Genomic DNA, 22,786 nt, shown 5'->3' with positions numbered 1-22,786 from the left:
AGTGTGTAAAAAAATATACAACTTGAAGTTCTGTTAGCTTATCTGGCCAGGACTTCAAGTATTTTTGATCTATACTAGACTTTCATATTTTGTTTTAAAAAGATTCTAGTTCTTATATCTTACAATATCATCCATGTATGGTTTCAGATTTGCCATATTTTTGAATAAGCTCTCCTTCAAATTTTAATAAATCTGCCCATTGTTTATCTACATCTATATCACCGCCATATTTACGAGCCAGATTAATAAAAGTAGTATAATGCCCAGCTTCACTAATCATAAGATCTTTGTAGAATTTTGATAACTCAGGATCTTTTATTTTTTCAGAAAGTAGTTTAAAACGTTCACAACTACGAGCTTCTATCATTGCAGAAAATAATAATCTACTAATTAGAGCTTGTGTTCGACTGCTTCCTGTAACACGGTATTTAAATAATTCGTTAACATAACTATCCTTGCGCTCGCGACCTAATTTGTATCCACGTTTTTTAATAATTTCATGTACCATTTCAAAATGTTGCAATTCTTCTTGAGCCAAGGCTAATAGTTGAGTAACTAAATCGGTATATTCAGAATTTAAGGTGATAATGGTAATGGCATTTGTAGCTGCTTTTTGCTCACACCATGCATGGTCGGTTAAAATTTCTTCGATATTAGACTCTGCGATAGTCACCCAACGAGGATCTGTTGCTAATTTTAAACCAAGCATATTTTTTTATTTAAGAATCGTTAATTTATTTGTCAAAGATACATATTACTTGGCTTGAAATTAAAAAGGAAGTAAAAGGGATGTAATCTAAGTAAATTACACCCCTCTTTTTAACTTATTAAATTAATATGATCTGTAACTATTTTATCAGTTTATCATAATAAGGTCACTATATATTATTCAATTTTACATACTTGATATTCTGCTTTCCAACTGGTAAAGTTTACGCAAGTTTCCCATCCGTACCACTCAAAAGGAGTATTATGAATATTAACAGTGCTAGGGATCCATGCATACCAATCTCCAGAATATCGTCTTCGCCCTTCTAAAGTTATTGTAGTACCCCAATTAGTGGCAGATCCTAGTGATTTACTACTTCTATTCCAATCTCTCTCATAGGTATTCCAATAAAATTTATTATAAGAGTATGGTAGCCAGAATTGAGGTGCATGAATTTTTGAAGAATATACTGTCGTGTTAATTTGATTTTTCGGGACTTTTACTAATCTTTTTCCTCCAGGAACGGAGCTATAAAACATCCATGCAGCACCATCACTTCTGATTCTACGTGCATCGATCCAATATTCAGATTTACCTGAATTTTCATAACGATATCCTGTTTTAATTTTGTAAGATAATGATTTGGTATGGGCTACACTTTTGTTTTGTTTTGTATCTGGAGTATTTTCTTCTAAAACATTATTGGTTATTTTTTGTCTTTTAAATTTGACTGCATGATCTATTAAAAATAATGGATTAGATGTTTTAAGAGATGTTTCTTCACCTAGGATAATCTCTTTTAATTCTCCACTATTTGTAAAGTACCAGGATACAATAAAATCTTCTATTTGCTCATTATTAGTACAATCTGTTTCAGTATTTGCAGATATTATGGGTTGTTTGTTACTATCTATTTGATCCAGATTAGGAATAAAAATACCAGGCACATATTTTTCTATTTCGGCGGTTTCTGGATATTCAGGATTTGAAGAAATAGGAGTATGGGTCATGTCATTTGCAATACTTTGCAAGGATAATCCATTACGTTTTAGATTTTTATTAATTATATCAAAGTATCGAGGTGCAATTTTTTCTAAATCTAACAAAAATGCTATTTCTATTCCAGACTCTTTTGCCATCTGTATGATGGTTTTATTAAAATTATCGTCTTTTATTAAATCTCGTGTAGCTAGAGCTATTTCATATAGATATTTGTTTAGCTTTTCTTCATCTTTATCTTCTTGGTTTTGCATTAAGATATTGATATCCTGATTATTTTTTATAATAGGAATGTTATCAAGTGTGTAATTACTAACGTTTTTAAAGTTTATTTCTTTTAGATCCTCGTTAGTGATTTCTTCTTTTTCACAGCTAGATATTGTGAAAACTAGGGCAATAAAGAAAATAGCGGGTATGGATTTTAGAGATTGTGTTCTTAGTTTCCATAAACTAATGTTTTGATTTGATTTCATGCTAAATGTTTTTAAGAGTAAATAATATCCTCAGAGTTTTTCTGAGGTTTCTAATGATCGATCGTAGTAAAGTGCAGATTCATAAAATTCATTACCCATAAAAATTATTTTCTTTTGTGGGTAATGAATTTTGATTTTACACACTTAGGTATAGATCGATCTATTTTAAAAAGGTGAATCCCGAAAAACCTATATAAAAGAGTAGGGTACAATTAAAACCAAAAATCATGAAAAATCATTTAATAAAATTAATGCTTTTATTCTTTTTAAGTATAGTATTTGCTTGCTCTAAAGAAGAAGAAACAGTTTTGATTCAAAAACAAAATATAGATAATAAACACTCTGGAGTACATATGGCACCATGGACTTTATCTATGGATTGGCGATTTAGCCATGGCACTTGTGCTACTGGTCCTGGTGTCTGTTTTAAAGATGGAGATGGCGATATTGTTATAGGATGGGGATCTGTTTTTAATAATGGAGGAGTAATAAGTTCTGCAGAGCAATTACATAAAGCATTTAAGGTATTGATGGATGGTAATGAGGATAAAGATAATGGAGTAATTGCATTTCGTGTAGAAAGAGATCAATTGCACATGGTGTTTTCAAGAAGTTTAGAAGAGCCTGATTTTATATTAAAAGAAGATGTAGTACTAAGAAAAAAACTGTCTATACATTTAGGAATGGATGAAATTATTATTCCCGCAGGAGTATACAAAGTAGATAGAAGTAATTTTGAACATGGAGAAGTAAAAGTTCCTTTTAGAGGAAAAGAAATTACTTTAGATTATCATGAAGATTATGGCACTATACATACTAAAGATTATCCAGTTGGGGGTAAAGTAACGTTAGAATCCTTTTTAGAAGATTTGAATATTACTAAAAATGATCTAAAGAGATATCAAATTGTCGAGGCTAAATTTACAGGAATAGCTTATACAGAGCATTTAGTTAATAATAAACGGGTTTATGTTTGGCATAAATACAATAACGAACCTGTGTCTGTATTTGAAGGGGTTTTAAATGATGGAAAACCCATAAGTTTACAAAGAATTCATTGGTGTGGTAATGAATTTGGAGGGTTTAGCTCATTTGATTTCTTTTGGGCATTTATTGATTTAGGATGTTGGTGGTGTGACTAATTATAGTTTGAAGTAGTAATTTTTTACCATTCTAAGTCTTAAGTTTAATAAAGGCTTAGAATGGTAATTATAAAAATATATTAGGATCTGTAATAATACCAAATACTACTACCAATTACCAAAGTAATAAGTAATAACATGCTCCAGTAAAGATAATTATGATTACTATTGTTTGCAGAGGCTATTAGGTTTTCCGTACTACCGGTTAAAATTAATGGAGCCCAAAAATATGGGGAGTTTTCAGATAATTGATGTTCTTTTAGATAACGAAGTTTAGCTTGTCTTAATGCTTCTGATTTTGTTTTTCCTTTTTTTAGGTTTTTGTAAAAATCAAGAATAATTTCTGAGCTTGATTTTTCATTGGTATTCCATAAGGAAGAAACTACACTTTTAGATCCAGATTGAAAAAAACCACGAGATAAGCTCATAACACCTTCACCTGGTTGTATATCCCCAATGCTGGTTTCGCATGCGTCTAAAACTATTAAATCTGCCTGGTTTTTAATAAAATATAATTCGTTTAAAGTGATTTTTTTATCATAAAAAGCTATCCAAGGCTCCTGATTATTAGTAGAGTTTGCATGAGTAGATAAATGTATGATATTATATCTATTAGCATTATTAACAAAATTAGATTTTATAGCCTGATCTTGATATAATATTTCTCCAGGAAATAGTTTTTGTATTTTTGTCATTTTATATTCGCTTCTATTCAAGCTAGTTAACTTATGTTTTTGAAAGTGTATAGGTGCGAATGCTAGTAAATTAGATGTGGGATTTCTTTTTTTTTGCTCTATTTTTTTTAATAAAGACATTGAGTATGCATAACTTATCTCTGTAGAATATATTAAATAGGGTATTTTGTTCTCTTTTAAAACAGGAGATGTAAGTAAGATTTCAAACGGAAAATTTTGCAATATATAATCTGGAATTACTAGTAATTTATTGTTTTTCAATAGGATAGAAGTAGTGTCGAAAGGAAATAATTTTTTGTAAATGGAATTGGATGTTTTGCTAAAAGTATCTAATTGTAGTTGTGTACTAAGTGGTTTAGTACTAAATTTATGAATAGATCTAATTTCATTAAGTAACTGTTTTATGTTTGGTATCTTAAAAAAATGAGTACCTTCTTTATTTAAATAAATACCATATCCTTCATTTTCTGTAATAATATATTGTATCAAATCGGTAGAAGAAGATGTAATTTTAGAATAACTTTCATTAAATAAAGAAATGGCTATTTCTTTTTTATATTGAAAATATTCTGGATATTCTTTTTCCAAAGAACTAATAAAGTTTTCGTATTCTTTTTTATGTTTGAATAGTAAAGATTGTTTTTCTAGCTCAGAGAGTAGGGAGTCTGTTTTTTGTAATTCTTTAGTTTCGTGTATTTTATGTTTTAAGCTGTATTCTTTTTCTTGAAGATATTCAGGAAGTTCACCTCTTTTTTTTGCTTCTTCATGAGTTAAATTTTCTAGTAAGGATAAAGATTTGCTTTTTTCCATAAAGAAAAAAGCTTTTTTTACATCCTGTAATTCATAACAAATAGAGGTAGCGAGCATATATAGATCGATGCCTTTTTCTCTCCAAAAATATTTAGACTGCTGCTCGGTACTTTCTAATCTAATAATATCTATTAATTTATCTGCCAGAGTAATAGTCTCTAATGCATTTTTAAGATATTCTTTATTATTCGTTTTTAAAAAGAAATTTAACCAAGCATTTGATTTGTCCTTTAGATCATTTACTAAATTAACTTTATTATAAGACTGCGTCAATTTTTCTATGGAGGGAAGTTTTTTTAAATCAAAATTATTGTATTGATCTATACCATAAAATATTGCTTTCTGATAATTTTTAAGAGCATTTTCATGGTCTTGTTTTTTTAAATAATAGTCTCCTAGATTATCATAGATTGCAGTTCGTAAGGAATCATATTGTTTGGCATTTTGGTAATTTTCAAATGCTAAAAGATCTTTACCAAGTTTAGCATTAATGTATCCTAAGGCATTATATGTGGTAGCAATATCGTGTTTGCTTTTGGGAGTTGTATGTAAACTTAATGTTAGAGCCTTTTTGTAATAATCAATTGCTTTTTTGTATTGTTTTATTTTATCATATATATAGCCATATCTTGCATAAATTATGATCTGATTTTTTGTTTTAAATTTTTCGGGCAGATGTAAGATGCTCTCTTCTGTTTTTTTTAAATATTCGATGGCTTTTGCATAATGTTCCTTTTTCATAGTTTCAGAAAAAACACGTGAAAAACTTAAATAAACACGGTATTTTTCTTTATTTAGGATAGAGTCATTAGACTGTTTAATACTATTTTCTGCTTCGTTAAGATAGTTTATTGCCTTATAATAATCTCCTTGTTCGATATAAAGATTATTAAGACCAATAGTATATGCCATAATAGTATACCTATCTTTATAAGATTGTTTAATTAAGGTTTTAAAAGTTTTTAAAGCTTCTGTTCTGTTTCCAGAATAGAGATACATATACGCAAGATTATTATAACTTTTATTAACAGCAAAAGGAATAGTATCTATAAATTTTTTTTGAATTTGTAATGCTTTTTGAGTGTTTTGTATTGCATTTTTATAATCTTTATTTCTAAAATTAAATTTCCCAAATTCATTATATAAATAACTTATGGTTATTGGATTGTTTCTGTTTTTTTCACTTTCTAAAAGGCGCTGAATTTTTTCAACTTTACAATCATATTCTAAAGTTGAATTTTCCAACTTGTTATATTCAATCTTTAAGAAAGAATCTTTAGTGTTTTGCGCATATATAGAAGATACAATACATAAATATATAATAAAAGAGTAGTGAAATCTCATATAATTGAGTTAGAATGAGCCTGTCTAAAAAACAAGTGTATATAGTTTTGACTTTTAGACAGACTCCTCTAAAATAGGAATCTTTTTTGTTAAAAAAAATAAAGATGCTTACTATACAATTAATATTTAAGTAAGATTTATTTTATTCAATAATCCTATCTCCGTAATAAGTAGGCATTGATCCAGAAATTAATGAGGTTCCGTTAATTCGTAATTGATTGGTAATCTCTACGGGTGTTGTATATCCAGATAGATAATGTATAGCAGATTTTGCAGCTACTAAAGGAGCAGCATACGAAGTTCCTGAAACCAGATAATGTGTTCCTGTATTATCATAAAAAGATACTTGATCCCCTACCGATAAAAAATCTACACTAGTATTACCATAATTAGAAAAAGTAGATTTTACTATTTCTGATCTGTTTCGAATACTAAAACTACCAATGGCAAGAACGTTATTATTATCGTATGATGAAGGATAATGAGCAACGGAATCGTTATCATGATTATCGTTACCAGAAGAAGATATGTGAAGAATATCAGGGTTTTCAGAAATGAATTTATATAATAATCTACTAGGTGCGCTATACCATCCAAAACTCATATTAATTATAGAAACAGAGGGTTTGTTTACCGTATATAAATAACCACATAATAGTTTAAAAGTAGATGTTTTTCCTAAATGATTAAATACCTTAACGGGTAATATCTGGTAATTAGTAATGTTTTCATTATCTAATTTAGACTTAATGATACTACTTACAATAGTTCCGTGCCCATTATCATCATATATATCATTATCGCTGTTTATAAAATCCCATCCAGATATTTCTTCTCCTGCTTCATTTTCTTTACAAAGTATTTCATTAGATGTTAAGGTATATAAAAACGGATCTCTATGTGGTAGTTTATTTAAATTTATACCTGTGTCAAGAACAGCTATTGTTAGCGTAGAATTAGGTTTTAAAAAAGAGGTAATTAATTCGTTACTATGACTAGAGGTAATAGTTGATAAAGTTGTTGGTGATATATTTTCATTAGCATAAAAAAATTGATAATCTGTTCCTTCTACACCACCTTCCTGAGTAATTTGATCATTTCTTCCTTCAATATCTACATTTGGATCAAACTCCCATTTTTCTATTCTATCGTTAATACAATCACATTTTTCAAAACGTTTCACATTATATTTTCTTCTTAAATTATTTTTCATGCTATTATTCATACCATGTTTATATTCTATAATTAATTCATTTGTAGATTTAACAGGTAGATTAACAGCATTATTTTTATTAGAATTATGGTTTGTTATAGGTTTATCTAAATCTTCGGGGGCGCAACCAAAAATGAAAAAATATAGTATTAGTGAAGCAAATAAAGGTTTTAAACATTTCATTTCATTTGTATTTTAAATGTTACTTTTATCTTATGGTGTATAAAAAATAAATTTATTACCCATATATTTTAACTAAATTAAAAGTAATGTTGGTTTAATCTTTAGTTTTTTTAGGATCACTGATTTATATTATTTTGATTAGAGCATCATTTACTTTTTAACTATAAATTGTGGGTTATAAAAATTCAAATTAGATAAAATGTTTTAAAATAGACATTTAAGATTGATATTAACCCACATCCATATAAAAAAAGAAAACCAAAGAGGTTAACTTCATGAAGAATATTATAAATGTAAAAAATAGGTTTATTGAAGGACTCTTAAAAAGTGATAGTGTTGTTATTGTTGAAATTTATGAAAGATTTTTTCCAAAAGCGCTACGATTTATCTTACAAAATAAAGGCACTCACGAGCAGGCAAAAGATATTTTTCAAGAATCATTATTATATATTGTTATAGGAATTAAAGAAAGAAAACTTAATATCGATTGTTTTGAAGCTTATATGTTTACAATTTGTAAAAATATGTGGAGAAGAGAGTTAGAAAGACAAAAAAAGCGGGTAATAAAAGATGGTTTTACCACACTAGTAGATAAAGATACCGATTTTGCGTTATTTATGTTAGAGCAAGAACAATTAGAATTGTATCAAGAAAAATTTGCACTGCTATCGGATAATTGTAAAGAGATTTTAGCACTTTTTTTTAATGATGTTCCTTATGAGGAAATTATTAAGGAACTATCTTATGCAACTATCAATACAGCTAGGCAAAGAATATTTAAATGTAAAAATAAGTTAATTAAAATGATAAAATCAGATAATCGATTTTACTAATATAAAATACTGCAATGGAATTTGATGATAGTGTATACCAGAAAATTGAAGCGTATTTATCTGGTAATATGAGTGTTATTGATAAAGAAGTATTTGAGTCTAGCCTTTTATCTAATGCAGAGTTACAAAAGGAAGTAGAAATTCATAAAGCTTTAAAATATGCTTTAAATGAAAACGAATGGATTTTAAGAAAGAATAAAAAGAATGATAAAGAGATAGTTGAAATTAAAAATTTAAGAAGAAGTGAAGAATATTCTAAAACTATAAAAAGTATAAAAGAAGCAGGGAATATTTATTTTGAAAAAAAACCTTTAAACCAAAGTAAAAAATGGATTTATTATTGCTGTGCTATAGCATCTGTAATTTGTATCGTGGTAATGGTACAATATTTTAATGCATCTCAAATAACAGATTCGTTATATATGGAATATAGTGATTGGAGTGAACTACCTTCCTTAACAACACAAGGAAATGTGCAAGATAACCTCGCTAAAGGAGAACAATTATTTTTTGATAAAAAATATAAAGAAGCAATTTATGTGTTTTCTAATAGTTTGAATACTTCAGATTTCACTCCTTATATCTTATCTTATTTGGGAGTATCGTATCTTGAGATAGGGGAGTATCAAAAATCGTTACAAACATTCAATATGCTTTTAAAAAGTGATTCGTTGGATAGCTCTAAAGGGTATTGGTACACTGCTTTGGTATATTTAAAAATGGGAAAAGAACAAAAAGCGAGAGATACGTTGCATTTAATTCTTCAAAATAAGAAAAATTTTAACTTTCTAAAAGCTAAAGAACTTTTAGAAAAATTGGATTGATTTTTCTTTATTAAGTATAAAAAAGAGTTGTTTTTATAAGTTTTTTTTAGTAGGTATAGGTAAAAAATTTACTTAATCGTTGTAATTATTTGATTCATTATAAAAGAGGCTTGTAGTGCTTTTGGATCGATATTTATGTTTTCAGAATCTTCTTCCATAGATTCTGAAAAAGCTTCCATAGATTCCCTTTCATAATGCACCAATTTCCATTCTTTTTCATGGTATTCTAATGACGTTAAATTCTCTATCCAATCTCCAGAATTTAAATAATAACAAGAACCGTTTTTATCGGTGTATTCTCGCATTTGTGGTTGATGAATATGACCGCAAACTACATAATTATAATTGTTTTTAACCGCTAATTCTGAAGCAACATCTTCAAAATCATTAATATACTTTACAGCTTTTTTAACGCTGTTTTTGATTTTTTTAGAAAGAGAGAATTTTTCTTTTCCCATACGAACTAAGATCCAATTGATAGCCTGGTTAAAAAGTATGAGCATATCATACCCCCAACCTCCTAATTTTGCTAACCACTTTGCATTTTGGATAGAGGCATCAAAAATATCTCCATGAAAAAACCATGCTTTTTTGCCGTCTAATTCTAAAACAAGTTTATCTACTAGTTTAAAGTTACCCATTTCGGCATCACTAAACTTACGAAGCATTTCATCATGATTGCCTGTTATATAAATAACTTCTGTACCCTTAGAGGCAAACGAAATAATTTTTTTAATAACCTTAAGATGAGATTTAGGAAAATAACGCTTTCTAAATTGCCAAATATCTATAATATCTCCATTAAGAATAAGGGTTTTTGGTTTGATACTATTTAAATAATTAAGAAGCTCTTTGGCATGACATCCATAAGTACCAAGATGGATATCAGAAATTACAACAAGTTCTACAGTACGTTTTTTCATACAACACACAATGGTTATACAAATAAAGCAATGGATTATAAATCATAGATTATTACAGTATAAGTTTATTGTTAAGAAGTGTTTATGAAAAAACTACAGTATTAATTTAATGTAAATAAGTGTAATGTGTATCTGATTCTTATTTGTACCATTTAGATTATTAAAAAGTTACTTTTTTTAATACTTTTAGTTATATACCTCTGTGTTTCTTTTTTCACGAAGAAAAAGGAAAAAAGAAAGGATTTATATATGCGGTTTCAAAGTTAAATAGGTATTACAGTTTAATTAAGATCTTTTGGATCAACAAGGTTTTCTATTAATAATTGTTGGATCACAATCTCGGTCAGATCACTTTTAAAAACAAATTCATATCTAATATCCACTACATAGGCTTTTAGTCTCATTTTTAGATAAGAACGCCTTTCTTTAACTTCATTAAAAAAAAGAACAGTGATTGGTTTGTTTAAGTAGATATATTTTGAAACTTGTGCTGCTTCAATAGCTACTTGCCTTATTTTATAAGTGTCTATGGTAATTGGTAAATATATTTCTGCAACTACTTGGCAGTTAGCCTCACCATTATTAGAGTTAGATACTGACTTATTCATAAGTTCTCCGTTAGGAATACTAACAAGAGAATCATCTGGGGTGACAATTCGTATGGATCGAAGACCGATTTCGACCACTTCTCCATAATAGCTACCAGTTTCAATCTTGTCACCTACTTGAAATGGTCTGTCTAGTAATATCATTACACCTCCAAAAATATTTTTGAGAATATCTTGTGCTGCAAATCCTATAGCGATTCCTAAAGAAGCGGATACAGCAATTAGTGTAGCAGCTGGAGGTCTAAAAATTCCCATAATAATTAATATGAAAATAAAGATCCAACCAAAAATTTTGACAATAGGGATCAATCCCTTTATTGTAATTCTATGATTTGCAGATTTTTCAGAGAAACGTTCGAGTGCAGAAACAATAAATTTTATTAAAAAATAGCCTAAAAATATAAATATTAAAGACCAGACTATTTTTCCTACAGAAAAAAACTCCCATATTGGAGGAGGAGTTAATTCTTTTGCAATACTTTTCTCTGTGTTTTTTAAACTATTTGTTATAGAGTCGGATGTAGATTTTGATGATTCTAGGACAATACTATCTTTTGTCTTAGTAATAATTGGAATCTCTGTTTTTTTAGTTAAAACAGTATCTTGTTGCGAAAAAACACAACAAGAAAAAAGTAATATACATATAACTAAAAATTTATTTTTCATAGGAATTAATGTATGAAATTTTTGTTTTTTAACATAATAACTGCTTGTCTGTATAACAGAGTATTTATAGAATAATAATCCTTATTAATCACAAGAAAACCATGCTCTAATAAGGAGCTTACAACCCTTTTTGTTTGTACACTATCTAAACTTGAAATTTGGTAAATATGCTCTATTTTTAATTTTTCATGAAGGAGGATACTATTTAAGATAAATATTTTTGCGGTAGATAATTTTTCTACAAAAGATAAGTCAATTGTTTTTAAGGAGCGCATGTGAATAGTACTACCAGAAACTTTAATTACAGAACGTAACCAGTACATAAAAGCAATTTTAAAATTACTTTTTGCTATCTTATTTAGATCTTTATAATACTCTAGTTGCAGTATGTTTTGTTTTTCTGAATTTGTTGCTTTGTCGTATTTTTTATTTAGAAACTCTTTTGGAGGTTCTTCAAAATAAAGGTTGTACCCACTTACTTTATGTCTTTTCATGATCGCCTCTGTCATCATATCATTAGTAGTGTCATCTATATGGATAATTTGCGAAAACTGTTCAGATAAACCAATAGATTTATCGAGGTATTGATAAGTATATTTAGAACATGTACAAATCCAGAATACAGAATCATGTGTACGGATTATCAGTTCAGATAAAACTTGCAATGCTTTAAAGCCATTAATTTTTCTAAAATATAGATGTTGAATATCTTCGAGAACGATAACTTGCTTCTTTTTAGAATTTAAAAATGTTACCCAATCTTCCAGATTATTTAATTTTTCAGAGAAAAATGTGTTCATTACATCAAAAAGAGCTTCTGGATCATATATAGTGTCTTGTAGAGTAATAATATTGGTTCGAGATATCGTATTGTTTTTTTCAAGAAAATGACGAAGTAAGCTTGTTTTTCCTGAACCTTTTTCACCTACAATCATTACTGCTGCAAAACGATTTTTTTTCCAAATAGTATAGCTTAGAAATAAGATGTCGGTTTTATTAGTATTTCCAACAAATAAATTTTCATCATAAAGCGTTTCTGATCGAAATAATCTTTGGTAAACAAATGGCAATAAATCTACTGTTTTTTCTGTTTCGATAAGAAAATCAGATACCTCTCCTGTGTTAACTCCTGTAGTTTTTAATACTCCAGATCGAGTTAATATTCCTATAACAAGATCTTTTATCTTTTTAAAATTTATCTTAATGAAAGAAACTGCTATTGGTATAGCATAAACTATGTTGTTTTTAATTTTTTTTCTTAAAGCTTTACTTTTTTCAACCGATTTGGCTTTAGCTATGATTAGCTTTATATCAAAGATGTTTTCATTCTCGGTAAAACTAATTAGATTTTTAGTGAACTTATCTAAACTGTTAAAAAGCAGATTGTTTAATTGATTATCAAAAGATAAAGTAGATTCTTTCACTTCTTTAATTTTATCAAGACTTCTTTGTAAACCTTGCAGGGCAATTGTTTTTGAATCATTTTCTGGATCTTTACTATCCAAAAGTTCTAAGGAAGATTCTAAATTAAATTCTGCAATCTGCCCTAATTCATTAAGGGTTTGCAATACCATATTTAATGTAGAAGACATTTCTACTTTGGTATTATTTATATTTTTAAAAAAAATCGGCCAGCTTTCATAATTTATCAATTCGAAAGGCGAAATATAGCTTATAGCAGAATTAGAAGTTGGTTTTAGAAAATCTACGTTATCAGAAATAGTTCTTTTATTAGAAACATTAGCTAATAGATATTGTTGTGAGTTTTCAAATTCATTAATTACTGAAGTTAATTCTAGATTCGTAATAGCCTGAGTAGCTTGGGGTATAATTTTATTTTTAAAATGTGTTTTAAGACCTTCAATTTCTTTTAAAATTACAGGTTTTAACTTTTTTTGATCTTGTATAGTATCTATAGCTTGATATGCAGCTAATTCATATTCACTAATTGTGTTTAATTCCTCAGCAATTTTGATTCCCCGATTAGATACTTTTTTATGTAATTGACTGTATGCTAAATGTGTTTTTAAAACGATCGTATAAACTTCTATATCAATATCCCAATCATCTTTTAAAATAGTAAAAGTAGTATTCCATTTTAAATTATTTTTTAGGACATTATGTAAAGCTTCAGATTCTTTTTTAACAATTTTGGAGGTTTTAAAATTAGTATTAGAAAGCTCAAAAGTTCCTGCTTTAGAAACAGCTACTTCATATTGTTTAAAAACACTAACAAGAGCTTCTGATAATTGACTCATTACCTCGTTTTTCTTACTTTTTAGTGGTTCTAAAAGAGTAGTAGATATATTACTAATAGGCAATGTAAAGGTCTCTTGTTTGGTTAGACAAGTAACAATATTAGTATCCACATTTTTATCAAAATCCCAGTATTTCTTTAAGGTTGTTATGATTTCTTTATTAATATCATTTATAATTGGATTAAGATGAAGTAGAAGTGTACTCGTATAATAATAAGATGTAATATTTTGCAGATCAATATTTTGATTTCTGTATAAGATTGGTTTTTTAGGTTTTTTAAATACAGATCTAAAACCATTCCCTATTTTTTGTGGTATTTTGGAAATATTAAAAACAGTTCTTTTACATATTTTGCCAACCCTTACATATCTTTTATCTGATGTAATTGCAAAATATCGATCTCTGTCTTGTGTTATTGTTATATTATTTTCTACTTCATTTTTATAGATTTCAAATTCTTCGATATATTTAGGAAATACAGGAGTAGTATTCTCTAAACTTAGTTCTTCCAAATAATTGGTAACTAGCTTAGATAATTCTTCTTTATACCTAATTAAAAGGTCTAATATTTCTTCTTTATTTTCTTTTGTAAAAGCGGGATTATCAATTAATTCATTATGTAAGCTAAATATACTTTCAAGAAAATAAATAGCCTTGTCAATTTTTTTTTGCAAAACAGGATACAACTGTTGTTTTGCTAGTTGTTCTACATCTGTTTTCACTTTAACTATAGTTTCAATCATAGAAAAGATTCAATTTTTCAAATTATAGTATAAAATTTATATTTTCAAAAAAATAGTATTAAAAACGATCTTTATTTTGGAATACGAGTTAATCTAAAATTTTAACATACAGTAAATATACTAGTATCTTTTTTTTAATTTAAAATACGATATAAAAGTAGAATATATCTTAATACTTTTATCTAGTTTCTTATAAAGAACACAAAAAAATATTAAAATAAAAATTTTCTAACTTAAAAGAACAGATGTTTTGTGATCCCCATAAAAGAGACATATAGAAGTGTAAAAACAGAGATTTTAAAGAGCTATTACTAGTATATTTTAAAGATTTACAATTACATTTGTAAAAAATGCATTCATGGCTGGAAATACATTTGGAAATCTTTTTAAGGTAACCACATTTGGAGAATCACACGGAGTAGCAATTGGAGGGATCATAGATGGGTGTCCCGCAGGGATCACATTAGATTTAGAAGAAATCCAAGCAGAACTAGATCGTCGTAAACCAGGTCAATCCGCTATTGTTACACAACGTAAAGAGCCAGATACAGTAGAGTTTTATTCTGGTGTTTTTGAGGGAGTCACTACAGGAACTCCTATTGGTTTTGCTATAAAAAATGCAAATCAAAAATCTAATGACTATTCTCATATCAAAGATTCTTACCGACCTTCTCATGCCGATTATACATATGATCAAAAATACGGAGTAAGAGATTATAGAGGAGGTGGTCGTTCTTCTGCGCGTGAAACTGCAAGTAGAGTTGTAGCAGGAGCTATAGCAAAACAAGTATTGCCAGAAATAAAAATTAATGCGTATGTAAGTGGTGTCGGACCTTTAAAGTTAAATAAAAATCATACAGAATTGGATTTTTCTATAACAGAAAGTAATATAGTACGTTGCCCAGATACAGAAATGGCAATAGAAATGGAAAACTATATTAAGCAGATTAGAAAAGAAGGAGATACCGTTGGCGGAATTGTGAGTTGCGCTATATCCGGAGTACCTGTAGGATTAGGGGAACCAGTATTTGATAAATTACACGCAGAGTTAGGAAAAGCTATGCTATCTATAAATGCAGTAAAAGGTTTTGAGTACGGAAGCGGATTTGAAGGAGCAGTATTAAAAGGAAGTCAACATAATGATCTGTTTAATACAGATGGTACTACTAAAACAAACTTATCCGGAGGTATACAAGGAGGAATATCTAACGGTATGGATATTTATTTTAATGTTGCTTTTAAACCTGTAGCTACTATTATGCAAGATCAAGAAACTATAGATAAAGCAGGAAATATAGTAACCATGCAAGGTAAAGGAAGACACGATCCTTGTGTCGTTCCTAGAGCAGTACCTATCGTTGAAGCTATGGCGGCATTAGTTCTGGTAGATTATTGGTTGTTAAACAAAACAATTAAGAAGTAATTATAATTATATACAGTTTTTCAAAAACATTAATACATCAAAAAATTATGCGTTTTACTTCGTATTTCGTAGCCTCGATCATGTTTTTTTGTTTTTAATTTATATCTTCGACCCTGTTTGACTTGAAATCAAAAAAATATATGAAAAAAATAGCACTGCATTGGCAAATAATGATCGGAATGATATTGGGTATATTATTCGGTTTTATAATGACAACATTTTCTTGGGGTAAAGATTTTACTGGGGATTGGGTTGCTCCTTTAGGGACAATCTTTGTTAATTTATTAAAGCTAATTGCAGTTCCTTTAATTTTGGCATCTTTAATTAAAGGTATTTCAGATTTAAAAGATATTTCAAAGTTTAAATTAATAGGGGGAAGAACTATTGTGGTTTATATTTTAACTACAGTAATAGCAATAACTATAGGGTTGTTATTAGTTAATATTTTTAAACCTGGTGATGGTATTACTCCAGAAACTATTGAAAAATTAACGACAGAGTACGCAGGTAATTCTAAAATATCAGAACGTATTGCAGAAGCAGGTAAGCAAAAGCAAAGTGGGCCATTACAATTTGTTGTAGATATGGTGCCGCAAAATGCTGTTAAAGCGATGAGTGATAATAAAATGATGTTGCAAGTAATATTTTTTGCAATTTTTCTTGGAATTAGTATGTTACTAATAAAACCATCACAATCAGAACCTTTAAAAAAATTCTTTGATAGTTTAAATGATGTGGTATTAAAAATGGTCGACTTAATTATGCTTACCGCACCGTTTGCTGTTTTTGCTTTATTAGCTAATGTTGTAGTCACCTCAGATGATCCAGATATTTTACTAGCATTGTTAAAATATGCGGGAATTGTAATTTTGGGATTAGTTTTAATGATTGTGTTTTATTGTACTTTGGTAGCAATTATCACCAAAAAATCACCACTATGGTTCTTAAAACAAATTAGTCCTGCGCAATTGTTAGCATTTTCGACAAGCTCTAGTGCAGCTACCCTTCCGGTTACTATGGAGCGAGTAGAGGAGCATATAGGTGTGGATAAAGAAGTGTCTAGTTTTGTATTACCAGTAGGAGCGACTATAAATATGGATGGAACAAGTTTGTATCAAGCTGTAGCTTCTGTTTTTATTATGCAAGTATTGTGGCCAGAAGGATTAACTTTTAGTAATCAAATTACTATTGTATTAACCGCTTTGTTAGCATCTATAGGATCAGCAGCTGTTCCTGGAGCAGGAATGGTAATGTTGGTTATTGTACTCGAGGCAATTGGTTTTCCTTCTGATAAATTACCAATAGGTTTAGCGCTAATCTTTGCAGTAGATAGACCCTTAGATATGTTAAGAACTACTGTTAATGTTACTGGAGATGCTACTGTAGCTATGATTGTAGCAAAATCAGTAGATAAATTAGGAGAGCCAAAGATTAAAAATTGGGATGACGATTATAATACATAACTGTTATATAGTAGTATCCTTATGATATCAGCTAATTCTCCATTTTTTAAGTAAATTAAATAATATAGGGTATTCTGATTCCTTTTCTGGGTTCCACATCATAGTTAATTTAGCTTTTTGTTTTATATTTTTTAATTCAATATTTTTGATAGGAAATTCATGTCCCGACAAAGAAGAAATAGACTCGATGGATATTCCCAGTCCAGCTTCTACAAGTCTAAAACTTGTACTGGCAGAATCGGTTTCGTGAATAATTTTTGGGGTAAAACCTGCATCCATGCATATGGATTCTAATATATGAACATAATTAGGGCCATCTGCTACTGAGGGAAATATAAAATCTTCATTCGCAAATACAGAAAAAGAGGAGTAATTGCTATTATTTATAGGGTGATTTTCTGGCAATAATATGACAAAATTATCGATGTGTAACACTTTGTTTTTTAAGTTAAAAGGCACCAGTGGGTTGGTAGCAAAACAGATATCCAATTTATTTTTTTGTAATGCTAAATATTGATCTCTATTATTCATTTCTTTTAAAACTGCTTTTATACGATTTACTAATAAAAATCTCGCATATAATCGCATTCTTTTTCTACTATATTTTCTTCATAAAATGAAACAATAACTATGGCTATTCTTTAATTTGATTCATCAATCTAGCGAAAAACCTTTGCAATTATTTATACGCAATTCTCATCCGTAAATCGTATTATACCTGGCGTTTGTAAATGAATTTTTTTTAAAATATCAGGTAAAATTGTTTGCATAATAGAATGTGTAAAACCTATTTTAATTTCTCCTACATGCCCGTTATGAATATTAGCGGTTTGTTTAGTTGTTTTTTCTAACCCAGAAAGTAATTTTTTGATTTCTTTAATAAAATAATGTCCAGCAGGAATTAGTTCAACATTACGTTTATCTCTTTTGAAGATAACAGCACCAATCTCTATTTCTAACTGTTTAATTTGCCTGCTTAATGCTGGTTGAACAATGTTTAGCTCTGTTGCAGCTCTTGTAAAGTTTAGTTTTTCAGATAAGGTTACTACACTTTTTAATTGTTGTATATTCATTAATGCCTTTTTGTTATTAATCTATGAAAATTAAGCATTTTTTATTATAAATATAGATAGTTACATTTGATATATAAGAAATAGTAAAACAATAGATATTATAGTTTTAAAATAGAAAAGATGCAACATACCATACGAAATTTAGATACACTAGAAAAGGCCTATGATCCTTCCGGTTTTAGAGATATGGGGCATCAATTAATTGATTTGCTTTCGGATTATTTAGAGAAAACACAAAAGGACAAGGATTATCCAGTACTTCCGTATAAAGACCCAGAAGAAGAGCTTTTATTTTGGAAACAAGATTTTTCTTCAGATTCAGGGGTTATGGATGTTTTTAAAAACATTATAGAGCATTCTATACATGTACATCATCCCAGGTATATAGGTCATCAAGTTGCTGTTCCTGCTTTGATTTCTACCTTAGCAGGACTTATGTCTGATTTGCTTAATAATGGCACTGGGGTATACGAAATGGGTATGGCTGCTAATGCTATCGAGAAAATTGTTACTGATCTGGTGGCAAAAAAACTAGGATATACAGATGAAGCTTCAGGGTTTATAACATCAGGAGGTACATTAGCTAACCTTACAGCACTTTTGGCAGCTAGAAAAGCTAAAGCTCCATCACCAATTTGGGAACATGGTAATCAAGAAAAATTAGCAGTTATGGTTTCTGAAGAGGCTCATTATTGTATTGATAGAGCAGCAAGGATTTTAGGTTTTGGTAGTGATGGTATTATTAAAGTTCCGGTAGATAAAGATTTTAAAATAGATGTAGAGGTCTTAGATAAATATTTTAATAAAGCAACTTCTCAGGGTTTTCATGTTATTGCAATTATTGGTTGTGCATGTTCTACTGCTACCGGATCTTATGATGATTTAAATATTTTGGCTGATTTTGCAGAACAAAATAAGGTATGGTTTCATGTAGATGGAGCTCATGGAGGAGGAGTTGTGTTTTCTGAAAAATATAAATATTTAACTAATGGTATTGAACGGGCAGACTCTGTTGTTATTGATTTTCATAAAATGTTGATGACTCCTTCTTTAAATACCGCATTAATTTTTAAGAAAGCAGAAAATGCATACCAAACTTTTGTACAAAAAGCTCAATATCTTTGGGATTCACAAGACACACAAGAATGGTATAATTCTGGAAAACGAACTTTTGAATGCACAAAATCCATGATGTCTATTAAAGTATATGCTGTTCTAAAGACCTATGGAGAAGAAATATTTGAAAAAAATGTAGATCATTTATATGATATGGCTGCGTTTTTTGCAAAAACCATCAAACAAAGATCTTATTTTGAACTAGCGATGGATCCACAAGCAAATATTGTTAATTTTAGATACACTAATTTCGATACTAATATTAATACATTAAATAATGAGATTCATCAAAAATTAATTAGATCAGGTAAGTTTTATATTGTTCAAACCACTATAGGAGAGGAGCGTTATCTAAGAACTACAATTATGAATCCATTAACTCAAAAAGAAGATTTAATTGCATTATTAGACGAAATAGAAAGTATAGGAAATGATTTTATTAGACTTTAATCCACATTGTAGGGTTTAATTCTTTGAGGCTTGCCTCGAAAATAAAATATATTTTCGGAAGTATACCTCGTGAGCTAGCTCCGAGGTTATTGATTTTTTTAACATTTTAGCGACGCAACTAAGGGGGTAAACCAATCCTCTATACTAATTTAGATATGAAAAAGATGAAATACTTTGTTTATGTATTATTTTTAGCAATTGGGTGTAGTGAAGATGATGATACTAGCCTTAATTCAAATTTATCGGGTTTGCAAGGGGAGTGGAGCCTAGCTAATGTAACAGGAGGACTTATTGGTATAAATGAGAATTTTAAAAAAGGGATGATTATTTGGGTGTTTAATGAAGAAACAAAGACTGTAAAAATCACTAATAAAAATACGAATGATGTGTATGATGTTCTATCATCAGGAACGTACACATATTCTATTTTAGTGGTAAACGATTCTAAGGAATTGATCATCGATGATAAAAATATTGGTAATTTTGAACTTACCACAAATCAATTTACCATTGATGATCAATTTAGAGATGGTTTTAAAGTAACATTTAATCGTTAAAGATTGATTTTTTTATTTTTTGGATATTTAACTTGATACGAAAACTTTCTTTCTATATTTTGATTAGGGGCAATATTGAGTTTCCATTGTAGGATACCTGTTTTATCATTATATAAAGAAGCATCTGTAAGAATATTATCTAATTTAATTTCCTTGTTTTGTGAGATAGGTATGCGATCCTCTATTGTGATTGTGATGTTATTTTGTTTATTATTTTTGATATTGATTTTATATCCATAATTTACAATTTTATTGCTACCAGTAAATGATTTACTTTTAAAATTATCAAGTTGATCTCTAGTTACAATAATATTTGGGTCTATACCTAAAGATACTGTCAAGCTATCTGTAGAGGCAAGAGGGTCTATATTTGTTTTTCCAGCAAAGCTACCTTCAAAATAAATATTAGCCTCACCAGGCAATAAATTAAATCGTTCCCAGTTTCCTAGCTTGGCAGTAAGAAATACATTTTCGTTAAGCTCAGGAGCAGTATAATATTGGTACTCTGCGGGCATATCAAAATTATCTATTTCAATTGTGGTAATATCTGCATTAGAACCAATAGTATATTTCTTTTTGATTTTAAATCGAGTATTAGTTATCCCAGTCTCTTTAGTTTCTACAATTTGGTTATACTCTTTTTTTTCTTGTTCTATATTTACACCAGAAACTCTACTACTTAATGAAGATGATGAATATCCTGAGATGACAACTTCTTCTAAACTTTCATGATTTTCTTCTAATTGTATATTCATTGAAGAAGAATAAATAGGCAATGTTTTAGAAGAAAACCCTATACTAGAAAAAGACAACTCTCTTCCTCCTCCTATATTTATGGTATATCGTCCATCAAAATCGGATATAGCGCCATTACTAGTACCTTTTTCTATAATATTTGCTCCAGGAATAGGCAATCCGTCTTGAGCTGCAATAATTCCGGTTACTTTTCGAATAGTTGGGTTGTATTTATATCCATAGTTTTGTTTTGTATAATTGTTTCTGTAATTACCATTGGTAAAATTTAAGTATTTAGTGTTTACGACTGGTTTTTGATTATTAGTATTAGGATCTCCTGTAGATAAAATTAATTTGGTGTTTTTCCAATCGGTACCTGTTTGTTGATAAACATTAGCTTTATAAGATATGTTGAGTGGTGTTTGAATACTATTTGATTTAAGATCGTATATAGGGAACCAACCAGCTTTTGTAACATTATAACGTATTTCTAGTAATAAGTTGGTTGCAATAGGGGCACTGATTTTTAATGTTATTTCCCCTCTTTCTTTTTTAGAATTATTACCTAGTTGGATCATTTCGTTTCTGGTGGCAACGATGTTTTCTTCTAGTATTTTTAATTTTTGTGTGATGGTATATATATCATTATGTATTGCAGTAGATCTTTTTCGATAATACTCAGAAATTTCTTTTATTTTCTCTAAGGTTATTGGCGTTGTATCACTTCCTAATCGTTGGTTGTTTTCTAAAAATTTTTTTTCTTCTTTAAGACCAGAAATAGCGTTGTTATGACTATTCTTCTCTAAAAGTAATTGGTTTAACTGTGTTCTTAAAGAACTTAATTCTGTGGATATATTTTCTTTTTCAAGATAATTAATACTGTAATTAAGAGATAATACAGATGTATTTTTTAATCCAGATATCTGAATGCTATTTTCATCAATATCTGACGATAAATCATATAGAATTATTTCATTAGTTCCAGGGATTATAGGTATAGATGCTATTCTTTTTATTTGTGCTCCTTCTAAAAAGACAGTTACTTCTTGTATAGTAGATTCTATCTTTTTTTCGGTTCCTGAAACACTTATAAATGATAAAAGAAATAGTAGTAAGATGGTGTTTTTCATAATATATAGTTTTTGTTGTCATTCGAAATATAGAATATTGTTATTTCTAGATAAACCGTAATTGAGTAAAGAGGTCTTTTGATTTAGTTAAAGTTCTATTTTTAAAGGAGATTATTGTAAATAGGTATAAAATAGGGGGGAAAACCCCCTATGTAATCTTAGTTAAAATCCCCTTATATCTAATAATAGATATATATACATTTGTAGCATCACACAAAAATGCTTACAACCATGAAACGTCTTTTATTACCTATGATACTTATTACATTTGCTGTAATATGCCTTAGTATAGTTCATATTGATAACATAAATAAATTAGATGCTCAATCTAATGAGCTTAGGAAAAAATATAATACAGAGCAATATAAATTAGAAAATTCAATAAAGACTTCGATTGTTATCCCTTAAAAAAATA

General features: G+C 28.8%; 18 protein-coding genes. 8 read left to right on the top strand and 10 right to left on the bottom strand.

Translation table 11 applies throughout. The features are described from left to right. Positions 1-127 precede the first annotated feature (127 nt). The gene (locus H527_RS0101790; protein ID WP_027411120.1) at positions 128-709 is read right to left on the bottom strand and encodes a MiaE family protein; all 582 of its coding nucleotides are present in this window, start codon (positions 707-709) and stop codon (positions 128-130) included. Between the two features lie 176 nt (positions 710-885). Then, positions 886-2,181: a hypothetical protein gene (locus H527_RS0101785; protein WP_027411119.1), complete on the bottom strand. Its 1,296-nt coding sequence runs from the start codon at positions 2,179-2,181 to the stop codon at positions 886-888. A gap of 227 nt (positions 2,182-2,408) precedes the next feature. Between H527_RS0101785 and H527_RS0101780 the strand changes: the two genes are divergently transcribed. Next, positions 2,409-3,323: a hypothetical protein gene (locus tag H527_RS0101780; protein WP_155837784.1), complete on the top strand. Its 915-nt coding sequence runs from the start codon at positions 2,409-2,411 to the stop codon at positions 3,321-3,323. 80 nt (positions 3,324-3,403) lie between these two features. Here H527_RS0101780 and H527_RS0101775 read toward each other — a convergent pair whose 3' ends face one another. Together H527_RS0101775 and H527_RS0101770 are read right to left on the bottom strand one after the other, a co-directional pair. Next, a complete protein-coding gene (locus tag H527_RS0101775) occupies positions 3,404-6,172 on the bottom strand; it encodes a CHAT domain-containing protein (protein WP_027411117.1) in 2,769 nt (922 codons plus the stop codon). Positions 6,173-6,314: 142 nt separating this feature from the next. Further along, complete coding sequence (locus H527_RS0101770; RefSeq protein WP_027411116.1) at positions 6,315-7,568, bottom strand: S8 family peptidase; 1,254 nt, start codon at positions 7,566-7,568, stop codon at positions 6,315-6,317. A gap of 275 nt (positions 7,569-7,843) precedes the next feature. On the opposite strand from H527_RS0101770, the gene H527_RS0101765 reads away from it, so the two are divergent. Both H527_RS0101765 and H527_RS0101760 read left to right on the top strand, forming a co-directional pair. After that, positions 7,844-8,401 (top strand): RNA polymerase sigma factor, encoded by a 558-nt coding sequence (locus H527_RS0101765; RefSeq protein WP_027411115.1) that lies wholly within the window; start codon positions 7,844-7,846, stop codon positions 8,399-8,401. Positions 8,402-8,415: 14 nt separating this feature from the next. Then, the gene (locus H527_RS0101760) at positions 8,416-9,225 is read left to right on the top strand and encodes a tetratricopeptide repeat protein (protein WP_027411114.1); all 810 of its coding nucleotides are present in this window, start codon (positions 8,416-8,418) and stop codon (positions 9,223-9,225) included. A 68-nt stretch (positions 9,226-9,293) separates the two neighbouring features. Here the strand turns inward: H527_RS0101760 and H527_RS21185 are convergent, their stop codons facing one another. From H527_RS21185 to H527_RS0101745, 3 genes are all read right to left on the bottom strand, one after another. After that, positions 9,294-10,148, bottom strand: coding sequence for a UDP-2,3-diacylglucosamine diphosphatase (locus H527_RS21185; protein WP_035087146.1), 855 nt, complete (start codon positions 10,146-10,148; stop codon positions 9,294-9,296). A gap of 281 nt (positions 10,149-10,429) precedes the next feature. Beyond that, positions 10,430-11,422: a mechanosensitive ion channel family protein gene (locus H527_RS21180; protein ID WP_035087144.1), complete on the bottom strand. Its 993-nt coding sequence runs from the start codon at positions 11,420-11,422 to the stop codon at positions 10,430-10,432. 5 nt (positions 11,423-11,427) lie between these two features. Continuing rightward, positions 11,428-14,424 carry an ATP-binding protein gene (locus tag H527_RS0101745; RefSeq protein ID WP_027411113.1) on the bottom strand — a complete coding sequence of 999 codons (2,997 nt, stop codon included), beginning with the start codon at positions 14,422-14,424 and terminating at the stop codon, positions 11,428-11,430. A gap of 358 nt (positions 14,425-14,782) precedes the next feature. Between H527_RS0101745 and aroC the strand changes: the two genes are divergently transcribed. Beyond that, positions 14,783-15,847, top strand: coding sequence for a chorismate synthase (gene aroC / locus H527_RS0101740; protein ID WP_027411112.1), 1,065 nt, complete (start codon positions 14,783-14,785; stop codon positions 15,845-15,847). Between the two features lie 140 nt (positions 15,848-15,987). Further along, positions 15,988-17,310 carry a dicarboxylate/amino acid:cation symporter gene (locus H527_RS0101735; protein WP_027411111.1) on the top strand — a complete coding sequence of 441 codons (1,323 nt, stop codon included), beginning with the start codon at positions 15,988-15,990 and terminating at the stop codon, positions 17,308-17,310. Between the two features lie 27 nt (positions 17,311-17,337). Here H527_RS0101735 and H527_RS0101730 read toward each other — a convergent pair whose 3' ends face one another. Next, entirely contained in the window at positions 17,338-17,898 is a 561-nt protein-coding gene (locus tag H527_RS0101730; protein WP_027411110.1) for a LysR substrate-binding domain-containing protein, read from the bottom strand. Positions 17,899-17,993: 95 nt separating this feature from the next. After that, complete coding sequence (locus H527_RS0101725) at positions 17,994-18,383, bottom strand: LysR family transcriptional regulator (protein WP_027411109.1); 390 nt, start codon at positions 18,381-18,383, stop codon at positions 17,994-17,996. A gap of 120 nt (positions 18,384-18,503) precedes the next feature. Between H527_RS0101725 and H527_RS0101720 the strand changes: the two genes are divergently transcribed. Both H527_RS0101720 and H527_RS0101715 read left to right on the top strand, forming a co-directional pair. Further along, complete coding sequence (locus H527_RS0101720; protein ID WP_027411108.1) at positions 18,504-19,949, top strand: pyridoxal phosphate-dependent decarboxylase family protein; 1,446 nt, start codon at positions 18,504-18,506, stop codon at positions 19,947-19,949. 164 nt (positions 19,950-20,113) lie between these two features. After that, positions 20,114-20,506, top strand: a complete 393-nt coding sequence (locus H527_RS0101715; RefSeq protein ID WP_027411107.1) for a hypothetical protein — start codon at positions 20,114-20,116, stop codon at positions 20,504-20,506. Here H527_RS0101715 and H527_RS0101710 read toward each other — a convergent pair. After that, entirely contained in the window at positions 20,503-22,371 is a 1,869-nt protein-coding gene (locus H527_RS0101710; RefSeq protein ID WP_027411106.1) for a DUF4139 domain-containing protein, read from the bottom strand. The genes H527_RS0101715 and H527_RS0101710 overlap by 4 nt on opposite strands. 231 nt (positions 22,372-22,602) lie before the next feature. Here H527_RS0101710 and H527_RS21175 point away from each other — a divergent pair, with 231 nt between their 5' ends. Then, the gene (locus tag H527_RS21175; protein ID WP_155837782.1) at positions 22,603-22,779 is read left to right on the top strand and encodes a hypothetical protein; all 177 of its coding nucleotides are present in this window, start codon (positions 22,603-22,605) and stop codon (positions 22,777-22,779) included. Positions 22,780-22,786 lie beyond the last annotated feature (7 nt).

It is taken from the genome of Aquimarina muelleri DSM 19832, assembly GCF_000430665.1.
Taxonomy (GTDB): domain Bacteria; phylum Bacteroidota; class Bacteroidia; order Flavobacteriales; family Flavobacteriaceae; genus Aquimarina; species Aquimarina muelleri.
The sequence above is the reverse complement of the archived record's forward strand: the minus strand, read 5'-3'. Positions and strand labels throughout refer to the sequence as shown.